The 14816-nt window shown below is 64.3% G+C and carries 11 protein-coding genes; all 11 read left to right on the top strand.

Annotation, left to right across the window (positions count from 1 at the left end; all coding sequences use genetic code 11):
* Positions 1–6: 6 nt before the first annotated feature.
* The 11 genes from ispC (at position 7) to accA (ending at position 14805) form a co-directional block, all read left to right on the top strand.
* A complete protein-coding gene (gene ispC / locus HOP51_RS11775) occupies positions 7–1200 on the top strand; it encodes a 1-deoxy-D-xylulose-5-phosphate reductoisomerase (RefSeq protein ID WP_234274094.1) in 1194 nt (397 codons plus the stop codon).
* A 45-nt stretch (positions 1201–1245) separates the two neighbouring features.
* Positions 1246–2604 carry a sigma E protease regulator RseP gene (gene rseP / locus HOP51_RS11780; RefSeq protein WP_234274095.1) on the top strand — a complete coding sequence of 453 codons (1359 nt, stop codon included), beginning with the start codon at positions 1246–1248 and terminating at the stop codon, positions 2602–2604.
* 120 nt (positions 2605–2724) lie between these two features.
* Positions 2725–5067 carry an outer membrane protein assembly factor BamA gene (bamA, locus tag HOP51_RS11785; RefSeq protein ID WP_234274096.1) on the top strand — a complete coding sequence of 781 codons (2343 nt, stop codon included), beginning with the start codon at positions 2725–2727 and terminating at the stop codon, positions 5065–5067.
* A gap of 25 nt (positions 5068–5092) precedes the next feature.
* The gene (locus HOP51_RS11790) at positions 5093–5596 is read left to right on the top strand and encodes an OmpH family outer membrane protein (RefSeq protein ID WP_234274097.1); all 504 of its coding nucleotides are present in this window, start codon (positions 5093–5095) and stop codon (positions 5594–5596) included.
* Between the two features lie 42 nt (positions 5597–5638).
* On the top strand, positions 5639–6679 hold the full coding sequence (lpxD, locus tag HOP51_RS11795) for a UDP-3-O-(3-hydroxymyristoyl)glucosamine N-acyltransferase (RefSeq protein ID WP_234274098.1): 1041 nt from the start codon (positions 5639–5641) through the stop codon (positions 6677–6679).
* A 118-nt stretch (positions 6680–6797) separates the two neighbouring features.
* A complete protein-coding gene (gene fabZ / locus HOP51_RS11800) occupies positions 6798–7241 on the top strand; it encodes a 3-hydroxyacyl-ACP dehydratase FabZ (RefSeq protein ID WP_159548917.1) in 444 nt (147 codons plus the stop codon).
* Positions 7238–8005, top strand: coding sequence for an acyl-ACP--UDP-N-acetylglucosamine O-acyltransferase (gene lpxA / locus HOP51_RS11805; RefSeq protein ID WP_234274099.1), 768 nt, complete (start codon positions 7238–7240; stop codon positions 8003–8005). The genes fabZ and lpxA overlap by 4 nt, the downstream gene beginning before the upstream one ends.
* 67 nt (positions 8006–8072) lie before the next feature.
* Complete coding sequence (gene lpxB / locus HOP51_RS11810) at positions 8073–9296, top strand: lipid-A-disaccharide synthase (RefSeq protein ID WP_234274100.1); 1224 nt, start codon at positions 8073–8075, stop codon at positions 9294–9296.
* Positions 9293–9904, top strand: coding sequence for a ribonuclease HII (gene rnhB / locus HOP51_RS11815; RefSeq protein ID WP_234274101.1), 612 nt, complete (start codon positions 9293–9295; stop codon positions 9902–9904). The genes lpxB and rnhB overlap by 4 nt, the downstream gene beginning before the upstream one ends.
* Before the next feature lie 127 nt (positions 9905–10031).
* Entirely contained in the window at positions 10032–13535 is a 3504-nt protein-coding gene (dnaE, locus tag HOP51_RS11820) for a DNA polymerase III subunit alpha (RefSeq protein ID WP_234274102.1), read from the top strand.
* 316 nt (positions 13536–13851) lie between these two features.
* Positions 13852–14805 (top strand): acetyl-CoA carboxylase carboxyl transferase subunit alpha, encoded by a 954-nt coding sequence (accA, locus tag HOP51_RS11825; RefSeq protein ID WP_234274103.1) that lies wholly within the window; start codon positions 13852–13854, stop codon positions 14803–14805.
* Positions 14806–14816 lie beyond the last annotated feature (11 nt).

The following is a 14816-nucleotide window of genomic DNA, read 5'->3' on the forward strand; positions in this document are numbered from 1 at the left end:
TGTGACATGAGTGAGCCTCTCCGGCAGCAGCGTGTGACGGTGCTGGGTGCCACTGGCTCCATCGGTACCAATACGCTCGACGTGATCGCACGTCATCCCGAGCGCTATCGCGTGCATGCCTTGACCGCGCAGCGTTCGCGCGAGGCGCTGCTGGGGCTGTGTTTGCGCCATCATCCCGAGGTGGTGGTACTGGGCGAGGAAGCCGATGCCGCCTGGTTACGCGAGCGCCTCTCCCGGGCGGACCTGAGCACCGAGGTGCGGGCCGGCGAAGCGGCGCTGGTCGAGGTGGCCTGCGAGGCGCAGGTGGACGTGGTGATGGCTGCCATCGTCGGTGCCGCAGGGTTGCTGCCGACGCTGGCCGCGGTGCGCGCAGGCAAGCGCGTGCTGCTGGCCAACAAGGAAGCGCTGGTGATGTCCGGGGCGCTGTTCATGGATGCCGTGGTACGCCATGGCGCCACACTATTGCCGATCGACTCCGAACATAATGCCATCTACCAGTGTCTACCCTCCGAACATCGCGGCGGTCTGTCCCGTCACGGAGTGACTCAACTGCTGCTGACGGCTTCCGGTGGGCCTTTCCGTGGTTGGTCGCGGGAGCGTCTGGCGACGGTGACTCCGGAGCAGGCATGTGCCCATCCCAACTGGTCGATGGGGCGCAAGATCTCGGTGGATAGTGCCACACTGATGAACAAGGGTTTGGAACTGATCGAGGCGTGTTGGCTCTTCGATGCCCGACCCGAACAGGTGCAGGTGGTGGTGCACCCGCAGAGCGTGATCCACTCCATGGCGGCCTACAGTGACGGTTCGGTGCTGGCGCAGTTGGGCAACCCGGACATGCGTACCCCGATCGCTTATGGCCTGGCCTGGCCGGAGCGCATCGAGGCCGGTGTCGAGGCGCTGGATCTGTTTCAGATTGCCCGGCTCGATTTCGAGGCGCCGGATGAGGTGGCCTTCCCGTGCCTGCGGCTGGCTCGCGAGACCATGCGGGAGGGCGGGACGGCACCGGCCATTCTCAATGGTGCCAACGAAGTGGCCGTCGATGCCTTTCTGGCGGGCCGGTTGAGCTTCCCTGGCATCGCTGAGCTGGTGGCCGCGACTCTCGAGGCGCTGCCGGCCGAAGCCGGCGGCGACCTGGAAGCCATCCTGGATGCCGATGCCCGAGCGCGCCAGGCGGCGCGTGAATGGCTGGAAAGGCACTGAGCCGGTCTGTGCCGGTCTAAATGTAGTTCTATCAAGGAGGCTGTCTTGGGCCTGATCCAGAACGTGCTGGCCGTCATCGTGGTGCTAGGCTTGTTGATCACCTTCCACGAGTTCGGCCATTACTGGGTGGCGCGTCGCTGCGGTGTCCGGGTGCTGCGCTTCTCGGTGGGATTCGGCAAACCGATCTGGTCTCGTGTCGACCGTCATGGGACCGAGTTCGCCGTGGCGGCGATTCCGCTCGGTGGCTACGTCAAGATGCTCGATGAGCGTGAGGCCCCGGTCCCTGGCGAGCAGCTCCACGAAACGTTCAATCGCAAGACGGTATGGCAGCGTATCGCCATCGTCGCGGCGGGCCCCCTGGCCAACTTCCTGCTCGCCATCGTCGCCTACTGGGCTCTGTTCGTAGCTGGCACTACCACGGTGGCGCCGGTGGTGGGCAACGTGACGCCCGACTCGCCGGCAGCCCACAGTGGTCTGGCCAGCGGACAGGAGATCGTTTCGGTTCAGGGTAGTGCCGTGCGCTCCTGGGACGAGATCAACCTGCGCCTGATCGCTCACATTGGCGCCAGCGGCGAACTGATCTTCCAGGCGCGCGACGATGCCACGTCCGGCCCGAGCGAATACCGCCTGCCCGTGCAGGACTACCTGGTGCGCCAGGATCCCCCGCAGCCGTTGGCGAGCCTCGGCATCACGCCTTGGCAGCCGCGCTTCCCCGCCGTGCTGGGACAGGTGCTCGATGGCCAGGCGGCCGCCGAGGCGGGGCTACAGCCGGGTGACGAGATCCTGGCCGTCAACGGGCATTCTGTCGATGAGTGGATGGATTTCGTCAGTGTAGTGCGCGCCAGCCCCGGCGAGACGTTGGAGCTCGAGGTGGCACGTGGCGACGAACGTCTCGAGCTGACGCTTGTCCCTGGCTCGCGCGAAATCGAGACGGGGGCGGCCATCGGTTATGTCGGAGCCGGCGTCGAACCGGTCGAGTGGCCCGAGGAGCTTCGCCGCGAGATCCGTTATGGGCCCGTGGCGGCGGTGGGACAGGCCATGAGCCGTACCGGCGAGATGACCGTGCTGACCCTCGACGCCATCCGCAAGATGCTGGTGGGGCTGATCTCGCCGACCAACTTGTCGGGGCCGATCACCATCGCCCAGATGGCGGGGGATACGGCGCGCACCGGGCTGGAGAGCTTCGTCAGCTTCCTGGCTTACCTCTCGATCAGCCTGGCAGTACTCAATCTATTACCGATTCCGGTACTTGACGGCGGCCACCTGCTTTATTATTTCGTCGAAGCAGTGCGCGGCCGGCCGGTATCGGAACGGGCTCAGGCGGTTGGGCTGCGCATCGGCCTGGCGCTGGTCGGCATGCTGATGCTGATGGCCCTGTATTTCGATCTGATGCGTCTCTGGTAGCAAGCGCCCCTATCGGGGCACAGGGAGGCAGAGCTTCGCTCTGCCTTGTCAGTCACCCGCACATATGTATATGGTGCCTGTCTGGACAGGCAGGCGGATCAACGCGAGCGAAGCGACTGCATGAATATCAAGACCCTCGGACTGGCGGCACTGCTGCTGGCCGGTTCCAGTACGGTGCTGGCCCAATCCTTTGAAGTTTCCGACATCCGCGTGGAAGGGCTGCAGCGGGTTTCCGCCGCCTCCGTCTTCAACGCCTTCCCCATCAGCGCAAGAGACAGGGTGGACGACCGCGAGCTTGCCGAGGCAGCCCGCAACCTGTTCGCCACTGGCCTGTTCGAGGACATTCAGCTCGCCCGTGACGGCGACGTCCTGGTCATTCAGGTCGTCGAGCGGCCAACCATCTCGCGGCTCAACATCAGTGGCAACCGTCGCCTCTCCGAGGAAGACCTGCGCCGTGGTCTGCGCGAAGGCGGACTAGCCGAAGGTCAGGTGCTGCAAATTTCCACGCTCGAGGACATCCAGCGCGAACTCGAGGGTGTCTACCAGGCCCAGGGGCGCTACAGCGCCCGTATCGAAACCAGCGTGAGTGAGATCGACGAGGGCCGGGTTCAGGTCGATATCGACATCAACGAAGGTGCCGTCGCCAATATCCGCCAGATCAATATCGTCGGCAATCGCCAGTTCGATGACGACGAGCTGCGCGAGGTATTCGAACTCAACGACCGCCCGGGACGTTTCTTCGGTTGGTTCTCCCGTGACGAGTACTCCCGCGAGGCGCTGGCCGGCGATCTCGAGCGGCTGCGCTCGTTCTACCTCGATCGCGGTTACGTCAACTTCAATATCACCTCCACCCAGGTTTCCATCAGCCCGGACAAGTCGCAGATCTTCGTCACCATCAACGTCGACGAGGGTAGCCAGTACCGCCTGGGCGACATCCGCTTCGCCGGCGACCTGCAGATCGGCGAACGCGAGGCGCGCAACCTGCTGCAAGTGCAGAGTGGCGAGATCTTCTCGCGTAGCGACGTCACCGCCTCCACCGAGGCGCTGCGCTCGCGCCTGGGCGCAGAGGGCTTCGCCTTTGCCCGGGTCGACGGGGTGCCCGAACCGCGTGCCGATGGCGAGACCGTCGATCTCACCTTCAGCATTGAGCCGGGGCAGCGTGCCTATGTGAGGCGGATCAACTTCATCGGCAATACCACTACTCAGGACGAGGTGCTGCGCCGCGAAATGATCCAGATGGAGGGGGCGCCGGCTTCCACCGAATCGATCAGCCAGTCGCGCCGTCGACTGGAGCGACTGGGCTTCTTCCGTCAGGTCGAGGTGGAGACCCAGCCGGTGGCCGGTGAGTCTGACAAGCTGGACGTCACCTATACGGTGGAGGAACAGCCCTCCGGATCGATTTCGGCCAGCATCGGCTTCTCCCAGAGCGCTGGCGTGATCTACGGCGCGGCGCTGGCTCAGAACAACTTCCTGGGTACCGGCAACCGCGTCAACATCGGCGCCCAGCGAAGCGATACCTTCACCAGTGTCAACTTCGGCTTCACCGACCCGTACTGGACGCTGGATGGCATTTCGCGCGGCTACAACCTGTTCTACCGCGAAACCGATTACGAGGATTCGGACATTTCGACGTACTCCACCGACGCCTACGGCGCGGGGATCAACTTCGGCTATCCGATCAGCGAGCTGTCGCGGCTCAACTTCGGTGCCAGCGTCGAGGACCTGACGGTCAAGACCTATCGCGACACCGCCTCGGAGATCGTGCGCTACGTCGAGGAGCAAGGCGACAGCGCCCAGAGCCTCAAGCTTACCGCCAGTTGGACGCGCAACAATCTCAACCGCGGCATCATGCCCACCTCCGGCAACTATCAGCGCCTGTCGCTGGAGACCGCGGCCCCCGGCAGCGATGCCGACTACTTCAAGCTGCGCGCGCGTGCCCAGCAGCTCTTCGCCCTCAACGAGGAGGAGACCTGGGCGCTCAAGCTCGGCACTACCCTGGGCTATGCCGATAGCATCGGCAGCGATCCCTATCCGTTCTACGAGAACTTCTTCGCTGGCGGCCTGGGTTCGGTACGCGGCTTCACCGGGAACACTCTGGGCCAGCGCACCACGCCGCGCGAGTCCGGGCGTGACCGCACCTTGGGCGGCAATGTCCTGATCGAAGGCAGTGCCGAGCTGCTCTTCCCGCTGCCCTTCATCGAGGACCAGCGTTCGCTGCAGACCGGTTTCTTCATCGACGCCGGCAACACTTTCCTGACCAGTTGTTATGACGTGATGCCCGGGGACGAACCGTCACGCTGCTCGTCCGGGGTCGACCTGGGCGACCTGCGTTACAGCATCGGCGTGGGGCTCTCCTGGCTGACTCCGGTGGGACCGTTGACCTTCAGCATCGCCGAGCCGCTCAACGACGAGAGCGGCGACGATACGCAGTTCTTCCAATTCTCACTGGGCCAGACCTTCTGAGCCGGCCTGCCAAGAGGTGTTCTACATGCGTAAGTTGACAGCCATTCTCTGCCTGGCTTTGCTGGCCATCGTGGCGCTGCCGGCCCACTCGGCCGAGGTTGCGGTACTCGATTGGCGCCAGGCGCTGCTCGCGTCCGATGCCGCCCAGCGCTCCATGCAGCAGCTCGAGAGCCGTCTGGCTGGGCAGCAGCAGGAGGCCCAGTCTCTGGGGCAGGAACTCTCCCAGCTGCAGCAGCGACTGCAGCAGGAAGGAGAAAGCCTGCCCGATGCCCAGCGTCAGTCGTTGATCCAGGAGTTCCAGCAGAAGGGCAGCCGCTTCGAGCAACTGCGTCAGCAGATCATGGAAGAGCAGATGCGCGCCGAGCAGGAGTTCCTGCAGCAGGCCGAACCGAAGCTCGAGCAGGCCGTTGAACAGGTCATCTCGCGGCACGGCGTGCAGGTGCTGGTGGAGCCCCAGGGCGTGCTGCATTCCGAACAGGACCTGCCTAACCTGACGGGTGAAGTGATCGAGATTCTCAACTCACTCTGATATCCATTGCGGCACTGCCGCACGCGGTCGACACGGGTTTCCATGACGCACCCTGCTACTCCCGAATTCACCCTGGCCGAGCTTGCCGAAAGGCTCGGTGCTCATCTGGTCGGCGATGGCAGCCGCCGGGTCCGGGGGCTGGCTTCCCTCAAGGAGGCTGGTCCCGACCAGGTCGCTTTCGTTGCCAACCGCTCCTACCTCAAGGATCTCGCCAACGCGCGGGCCGGTGCCGTGCTGCTGCATCCGGAGCATGCCGCTGCCTGCCCTGTGGCGCGCCTGGAACTGGCCAATCCCTATCTTGGCTATGCCCACCTGTCGCAGCTGTTCGATCCCATCCTTGCGCCGCCGCAAGGTGGCGTCCATCCGGCGGCCGTGGTGGCGGACGACGTGGTGCTGGGTGCGCGGGTTTCGATCGGCCCCAATGCCGTCGTCGAGAGCGGGGTGGAGCTGGGGGACGAGGTGGTGGTCGGCGCCGGCTGCTTCATCGGTGCCGGCTCGCATATCGGCGCCGGCTCACGGCTACACCCCAACGTCACCGTCTGTCATGGCGTGATCATCGGGGCGCGGGCCATCCTGCACAGCGGCTGCGTGATCGGCGGCGACGGCTTCGGCTTCGCCCACGATGGCAGCCGCTGGCACAAGATCGCCCAGCTCGGTGGCGTGGTGTTGGGCGACGACGTCGAGGTTGGCAGCTGTTCCAGTATCGACCGCGGTGCGCTCGACGACACCGTGATCGGTAACGACGTCAAGATAGACAGCCAGGTACAGATCGCGCATAACGTGCGCATCGGCGATCATACGGCGCTGGCCGGCTGTGTCGGGATCGCCGGCTCCACCAAGGTGGGCAGGAACTGCATGCTGGGGGGGGGGGTGGGTCTCTCAGGACACCTGACGATCTGCGACGGCGTACAGGTCACCGGCATGAGCCTGGTGACCAACTCGATCCACGAACCGGGCGTCTATTCATCGGGCACCGGGGCCATGACCAATGCCCAGTGGCGCAAGAACGCGGTACGTTTCAAGCAGCTCGACGACATGGCTCGTCGCTTGAGCCGGCTGGAGAAGCGCAGCCAAGAGGGTTGAGACGAAATCGGGCGGCGCTATAATTCCCGCCTGCCTGAGCAGGCGTTTTTCGGGAAGCCGGGGCGGCACGCGTTGCCGCTCGCGATGGCTTCCCTACTTCATTTCAGAGGTCGCTACGATGGTAATGGACATCAACGAGATTCGTGATTATCTGCCGCACCGATACCCTTTCCTGCTGGTGGATCGGGTCATGGAGCTGAGCCTCGGCGAATCCATCGTTGCCTACAAGAACGTCAGCATCAACGAACCATTCTTCAACGGCCACTTCCCCCACCACCCGATCATGCCGGGCGTGCTGGTACTCGAGGCACTGGCTCAGGCTTGCGGCATTCTCGGCTTCAAGACCGTCAACAAGCTGCCTGCCGACGGCTACGTCTATTATTTGGTGGGTAGCGACAACGTGCGCTTCAAGCGACCGGTGATGCCGGGCGACCGCCTGAAGCTGGAGGCCAGGGTCGAGCGTGAAAAGCGCGGCATCTGGAAGTTTGCCTGTCGTGCTACCGTTGACGGTGAGCTGGTCTGTGAGGCCGATATCATCTGTGCGGAGAGGAAGGTTTCTTGATACATACCACTGCCATCGTCGACCCCGGGGCACGTCTGGCCGAGGATGTCGAGGTCGGTCCCTTCAGCGTGATCGGGCCCGACGTCGAGATCGGGCCCGGCAGTCGCATCGGCCCACATGTGGTCATCAAGGGCCCTACCGTACTGGGGGCCCGCACCCGCATCTTTCAGTTCGCCTCCGTTGGCGAGGACTGCCAGGACAAGAAATATTCCGGTGAGCCGACGCGGCTGGTAATGGGCGACGACAACGTCATCCGCGAAGGGGTGACCCTGCATCGCGGCACCGCCCAGGACCGTGGCGAAACCACTATCGGCTCGCGCAATCTGTTCATGGCCTATGTCCATGTTGGCCATGACTGCATCATCGGCGACGACTGCGTGCTGGCCAATCAGGCGACCCTGGCCGGCCACGTGACCCTGGGAAATTTCGTCATTCTCGGCGGGCTGTCGGCGATTCACCAGTTTTGCCACTTTGGTGACCATGCCATGGCAGGTGGCGGTTCGATCATCACCAAGGACACTCCGGCCTTCGTCATGATCAACGGCAACCCCGCCCAGGTCCACGGCCTCAATCTGGTCGGACTCAAGCGGCGCGGTTTCTCGACCGAGGCGATCAAGGCGCTGAGCGACAGCTACCGGCTGGTCTACCGTCAGGGCTTGACCGTCGCCCAGGCGCTGGACGAAATCCGTAGCCGCTATTCGCTGCCCGAAACCGAGGCCTTTGCCGCTTCCATCGAAGTTTCGACTCGCGGCATCGTGCGCTGAGCGATAGCGTGTCGGAGGCGCTGGTGCCTCTGCAGGATAAACATGAGGTCATGGCGATGAGGATGATATGAGCGGAATCGCGCGTGTCTATATCGTCGCTGGCGAAATGTCCGGTGATCAGCTTGGCGCCAGCCTGATGCGCGCCCTGAAGGCGCGTCATCCGCAGGTACAGTTCCGCGGTATCGGTGGTCCCGGCATGATTGCCGAAGGTATCGACAGCCGTTTTCCCCTGGAGACGCTTTCGGTGATGGGGCTGGTCGAGGTGCTCAAGCACCTGCCTGAGCTAGTTCGCGTTCGCCGCACGCTGCGTGCCGATGCGCTGGCCTGGCAGCCGGACGTGATGGTCGGCATCGACGCGCCCGACTTCAACCTGGGGCTGGAGCGTCAGTTGCGTGAGGCCGGCCTCACCACCATGCACTACGTCAGCCCGACGGTCTGGGCATGGCGCCAGGGCAGGGTCAAGGGAATCGTCCGCTCGGTAGATGCCATGTTGGCTCTGCTGCCCTTCGAGGCGGCCTTCTACGAACGGCATCGGCTGCCGGTGGCCTTCGTCGGCCATCCTCTGGCCGACGAGCTACCTCTGGTCAACGATCGTGACGGCGCGCGCACCGAACTCGGCCTGATGCCAGACGATAGGGTACTGGCCGTACTGCCCGGTTCCCGGGCCAACGAGATCCGCTATCTCGGTGAAATCTTCCTTGATGCCGCCGAGCAGCTGTGTCGCGAACGGCCGGCGTTGAAGGTGGTGATACCGGCCGCGACCCCACTGCGCCGTCAGGCGCTGGAAGAGCTTCTCGAACACCGTCCGTTGCTCGCTGAACGGACCACTTTGCTCGATGGTCGGGCACGCCAGGCCATGGTGGCCAGCGACACCGTGCTGCTCGCTTCCGGTACGGCCGCTCTGGAGGCGATGCTGTGTCATCGTGCGATGCTGGTGGCTTACCGCATGGCGCCTTTGACACACTGGCTGGCGAAGCGCCTGGTCAAGACACCGTGGATCTCGTTACCCAACCTGATCGCCCAGGAGACCTTGGTGCCGGAGCTGATTCAGGATGCGGCTAGTGTCGAGGCGATCGTCGAGCGCCTTGGGGCGATGCTCGACGATGCCGATGCACGGGCCGATCTCGAGGCGCGTTTTGCCAGCCTGCATGCAGGGTTGCAGCGCAATGCCAGCGCCAAGGCGGTCGAGGCCATCGAGGCCGTGGTCGCGGGGCGTCCGCTGCCCGAGTCTCTGGCGAGCGAAGCGATGGAGCAGAGCGCAGAGACGCAAGGCAAGAGGAGCGAGGCATGAACGAATCCCACCTGCCACCGCTAACGATCGACTACCAAGGCCATCTACTGGCCGGCGTCGATGAGGTGGGGCGTGGACCGCTGATCGGCGCGGTGGTCGCCGCGGCGGTGATCCTGGATCCGCTGCGTCCTATCGAAGGCCTGACCGATTCCAAGAAACTAACGCCACAGCGACGTGAGGCGCTGGACGTCGAGATTCGCGACAAGGCGCTGGCCTTCGCCGTGGCCGAGGCCACACATGCCGAAGTCGATGAACTCAACATCTACCATGCCACGCATCTGGCCATGCGCCGGGCGATCGATGCCTTGCCGCTGGTGCCGGAGTACCTGCTGGTAGACGGTAATCGCCTGCCCGGGCATCATGTTCCCGGCCAGGCGATCGTCAAGGGCGATGCCCGCCATCCGGCCATCGCCGCCGCCTCGATACTCGCCAAGGTGGCCCGCGACGCCCAGATGGTGGCGCTCCATGGCCTCTACCCCGAGTATGGCTTCGCCCGTCACAAGGGCTACGCCACGCCCGAGCACCTGGACGCGCTGGTGCGTCTTGGGCCTTTGCCCGAGCATCGCCGCTCGTTCGCTCCGCTGAAGGGACAGCTCGAGCTGCTTTAGCCCATGAGTCGCTCCCAATATAGCGAGGGTGCCGGATCAGCCCGAGCGGAGCAGGACGTCGAGTCATACTGCAGGATCACAGCCCGTTTCACGTGTCGACCATTTACCGCCAAGCCCCGAGCCTCTTATGACCACGCCTTTCGTTCATCTCCGCGTGCATACCGAATACTCCCTGGTCGATGGCCTGGTGCGGCTAAAGCCGCTGCTCAAGGCGACTGCCGAGCAGGGCATGCCGGCACTGGCCGTGACCGACGAAGCCAACCTGTTCGGCCTGGTCAAGTTCTACCGCGGAGCCCAGGGAGCCGGGCTCAAGCCGGTCATCGGCACCGACCTGTGGCTGACCAACCCCTACGATGACGAGCATCCCTACCGGCTGACCCTGCTGGCGATGAACGACACCGGCTATCGCAACCTCACCGAGCTGATTTCGCGTGGCTGGACGGAGGGGCAGCGGCAAGGGCGTGCCTTGTTGGAGAAGCGCTGGGTGCTTGAGCAGAGTGAGGGGCTGATCGCCCTCTCCGGCGGTCGCGAGGGTGAAATTGGTCGCCACCTGCTGGCAGACCATCGCGACGAGGCGCGTGTGCTGCTCGAGGAGTGGAAAGCTGCCTTTCCGGGCCGTTACTATCTCGAGCTGACCCGCACTGGGCGGCCACTGGAAGAGGAGTGCGTGCACCTCTCGGTGGAACTGGCCATGGCCAGCGATACGCCGGTGGTAGCCACCAATGACGTGCGCTTCCTCGAGCGCGACGACTTCTGGGCTCACGAGACGCGAGTCGCCATCGGCGAGGGCAAGGCGCTGGACGACCCGCGCCGCGAGCGCAAGTACACCGAAGAGCAATACCTCAAGAGCCCGGCGGAGATGGCCGAGCTGTTCGCCGACATTCCCGCGGCGCTCAAGAACAGCGTGATGATCGCCGCGCGCTGCAACGTCGATGTGCGTCTGGGCGAGATCTTCCTGCCGGAGTTCGAGATCCCCGAGGGCATGACCCAGGACGAATTCTTCCGCAAGGTCTCCCACGACGGCCTCGACGAGCGCCTCGACTTCCTCTACCCGCCCGAGAAGTACCCCCGCGACAGCGCTGAGTACGCCGAGATCGACAAGCGCTATCGCGAGCGCCTTGATTTCGAACTCGACATCATCATCCAGATGGGCTTCCCCGGCTACTTCTTGATCGTGATGGACTTCATCAAGTGGGCCAAGGAGAACGACGTGCCGGTGGGGCCGGGGCGAGGCTCCGGGGCCGGCTCCCTGGTGGCCTACGCGCAAAAGATCACCGATCTCGACCCGCTGGAATACGACCTGCTGTTCGAGCGCTTCCTCAACCCCGAGCGGGTTTCGATGCCCGATTTCGATGTCGACTTCTGCATGGAGAAGCGCGACCGGGTGATCGAGTACGTGGCCGACCGCTACGGGCGAAATGCGGTGTCGCAGATCGTCACCTTTGGCACCATGGCGGCCAAGGCGGTGGTGCGCGACGTGGCCCGCGCCCAGGGCAAGCCCTACTCGCTGGGCGACAAGCTCTCCAAGCTGATTCCCTTCGAGGTGGGCATGACCCTGGCCAAGGCGCTGGAGGCCGAGCCGGCACTCAAGGAGTTTCTCGAGGCCGACGAGGAAGCCGCCGAGATCTGGGAGATGGCGGTCAAGCTCGAAGGCATCACCCGCGGCACCGGCAAGCACGCCGGGGGTGTGGTGATTGCCCCGACCAAGCTCACCGACTTCTCGCCGCTACTTTGCGACGAGGGCGGCTCGGGGTTGGTGGTGCAGTTCGACAAGAACGACATTGAGGATGCCGGGCTGGTCAAGTTCGACTTTCTCGGCCTGCGTACCTTGACCATCATCGACTGGGCGCTGGAAATGGTCGACAAGGTGCGAGCGGCCAAGGGCGAGGGCCCGCTCGACATCGACAGCATCCCGCTCGACGACGGTCCCACCTTCGAAATGCTCAAGCGCGCCGAGACCACGGCGGTGTTCCAGCTCGAATCGCGTGGCATGAAGGAACTGATCAAGCGCCTGCTGCCCGACTCGCTCGAGGACATGATTGCCCTGGTGGCCCTGTTCCGCCCGGGCCCGCTGCAGTCGGGCATGGTCGACGACTTCATCAATCGCAAGCACGGACGCGCGGAGATCTCCTACCCCCACCCGGACTACCAGCACGAGTGGCTCAAGCCGGTGCTCGAGCCCACCTACGGCATCATCCTCTATCAGGAGCAGGTGATGCAGATCGCCCAGGTACTGGCTGGCTACACGCTGGGCCAGGCCGACATGCTGCGCCGGGCGATGGGCAAGAAGAAGCCCGAGGAGATGGCCAAGCAGCGCAGCGGCTTCATGGAGGGTTGCGCCGCCAACGGTATCGACAAGGAGCTGGCCGGCAACATCTTCGACCTGGTGGAAAAATTCGCTGGCTACGGCTTCAACAAGTCGCACTCTGCGGCCTACGGCCTGGTTTCCTACCAGACCGCCTGGCTCAAGACGCACTACCCTGGCCCGTTCATGGCCGCGGTGATGTCCACCGAAATGGACAACCTCGACAAGGTGGTGCCGCTGATCGAGGAGTCGCGGCGTATCGGTCTGACCGTGACACCGCCGGACGTCAACATCGGCGACTACAAGTTCACGGTCGATACCGAGGGCCGCGTGGTTTACGGCCTAGGTGCCATTCGCGGTGTGGGCGAAGGTCCCATCGGTGCCATCGTCGAGGCACGCGAGGCCGATGGTCCGTTCAACGACCTGTTCGACTTCTGCCGCCGGGTCGACCCCAAGCGCATGAACAAGCGTACCCTGGAGGCGCTGATCCGCTCCGGCGCCCTGGACAACCTGGGACCGAACCGGGCGGTGCTGGCTGCCGCCCTGGACGATGCCATCCGCGCCGCCGCCCAGACCCAGGCCAACCAGAGCCTGGGCATGATGGACATGTTCGGCGAGGCCTTCGCCGACGACGAGGCCGAGAGCGACCCCTACGAGACCTATCGGCGTGCTCGCGAGTGGACCGACAAGGAGCGTCTGGCCGGTGAGAAGGAGACCCTTGGGCTTTACCTCACCGGCCACCCCATCGACGAGTACGAGAAGGAGCTTGCCCGTTTCGTCTCCACTCGTATCGTCGATCTCAAGCCGTCGCGCGAACCGCAGCGCGTGGCCGGCCTGGTGGTGGCGGTGCGCACCATGAAGTCCAAGCGCGGCGACACCATGGCCTTCATCACCCTGGACGACCGCACCGGACGCATCGAGGCCTCGCTGTTCGGCGAACTGTTCGATCAGCTGCGCGGACAGATCGAGGCCGACCAGGTGCTGATCGTGGAGGGCGAAGTCTCCAGCGACGACTTCTCCGGCGGTCTGCGCCTGCGCGGCAAAGAGGTCACGCCGATGGTGGCCGCCCGCGCCCGCTACGGCGAAGCAGTGGAGCTGTCGCTAGACGGCACCCGGGTCAACGGCCGGCTGGTCGACTCGCTGCGCGCGAGCCTCACTCCGCACCGCGACGACGGTGGCCTGCCGGTACGGCTGCGCTACCGCAACGACGTGGCCGCCGGCTGGATGGAGCTCGACGCGCAGTGGCGCGTGGCGCCCAGCGACGAGCTGCTGATCGCGCTGCGTGAAGTAGAAGGGCAAGATGGCGTGCGGCTTAAGTACCGCTGATTACAGAAAGTTAATCCAGACTTGAGCGAGGTGCGCCAAACAAGGCATCGGGGCTGATCCGGCGACAGGCCCCGGAGCGCCGGACCGTCGAGGAGGCGCTGTGAACCCATCCCTGGGCGCTACTTTTGCCATCCATGGCAAAAGACCTCCTCTTCGGCCTGTCCCCGGCAGCCCTCGGTGCTAGCGAAGTCCGCATACGTTGCCTTGCGCCGTGCGTTGAGGGTGCGATAATGCCCGACACTCGATTTTATGGCTTCCGGGACGAACAGCGTTCATCATGCCCCGGCGACAGCAATGACAAGGCGGCCCAGCCACTATGAATCCCAACTATCTCGATTTCGAACAGCCCATCGCCGAACTCCAGGCCAAGATCGAAGAGCTACGCTTGGTCGGCAACGACAGCCAACTCAACCTCAGCGATGAGATCAGTCGCCTTGAGGAAAAGAGTCGCAAGCTCACCGAATCGATTTTCAAGGACCTGACACCCTGGCAGGTGTCGCAGATTTCGCGCCATCCCCAGCGCCCCTACACGCTCGACTACCTCGAGCATGTCTTCACCGACTTCGATGAGCTGCACGGCGACCGTCGCTTCGCCGACGACCCTGCCATCGTCGGCGGCGTTGCCCGTCTCGAAGGCCGTCCAGTGATGGTGATCGGCCACCAGAAAGGGCGCGAGGTGAAAGAGAAGGTGCGGCGCAACTTCGGTATGCCGCGCCCCGAGGGCTATCGCAAGGCGTGCCGCCTGATGGAGATGGCCGAGCGCTTCAAGATGCCGGTGCTCACCTTCATCGACACGCCGGGCGCCTACCCCGGCATCGATGCCGAGGAACGCGGCCAGAGCGAGGCCATCGCCTACAACCTGGCGGTGATGTCGCGGCTCAAGACGCCGATCATCTCCACCGTAGTGGGTGAAGGCGGCTCCGGTGGGGCGCTGGCGATTGGCGTATGCGACGAGTTGGCCATGCTGCAATACTCCACCTACTCGGTGATCTCACCGGAAGGCTGCGCCTCGATCCTATGGAAGAGCGCCGAACGTGCCTCCGACGCCGCCCAGGCCATGGGTATCACCGCCACGCGGCTCAAGGAGTTGGGCTTCGTCGACACCCTGATCGAGGAGCCCTTGGGTGGCGCTCATCGCCACCCTCAGACCACTGCCGAACGGATCAAGGCATCGCTGCTGGCGAGTCTCGAGCGGCTCGAGGCGATGGAGACCGATGCACTCCTCGAACGTCGGTATGAGCGACTGATGAGCTATGGCGCTCCAGCCTAAGGGTCTTTCCG

It is taken from the genome of Billgrantia zhangzhouensis (genome assembly GCF_021404465.1).
Classification (GTDB): Bacteria; Pseudomonadota; Gammaproteobacteria; order Pseudomonadales; family Halomonadaceae; genus Halomonas; species Halomonas zhangzhouensis.

Coding starts and splice junctions, on each gene's coding strand:
- ispC (WP_234274094.1), top strand. CDS start 7: ATGAGTGAGCCTCTCCGGCAGCAGCGTGTGACGGTGCTGGGTGCCACT.
- bamA (WP_234274096.1), top strand. CDS start 2,725: ATGAATATCAAGACCCTCGGACTGGCGGCACTGCTGCTGGCCGGTTCC.
- HOP51_RS11790 (WP_234274097.1), top strand. CDS start 5,093: ATGCGTAAGTTGACAGCCATTCTCTGCCTGGCTTTGCTGGCCATCGTG.
- lpxD (WP_234274098.1), top strand. CDS start 5,639: ATGACGCACCCTGCTACTCCCGAATTCACCCTGGCCGAGCTTGCCGAA.
- fabZ (WP_159548917.1), top strand. CDS start 6,798: ATGGTAATGGACATCAACGAGATTCGTGATTATCTGCCGCACCGATAC.
- lpxB (WP_234274100.1), top strand. CDS start 8,073: ATGAGCGGAATCGCGCGTGTCTATATCGTCGCTGGCGAAATGTCCGGT.
- rnhB (WP_234274101.1), top strand. CDS start 9,293: ATGAACGAATCCCACCTGCCACCGCTAACGATCGACTACCAAGGCCAT.
- dnaE (WP_234274102.1), top strand. CDS start 10,032: ATGACCACGCCTTTCGTTCATCTCCGCGTGCATACCGAATACTCCCTG.
- accA (WP_234274103.1), top strand. CDS start 13,852: ATGAATCCCAACTATCTCGATTTCGAACAGCCCATCGCCGAACTCCAG.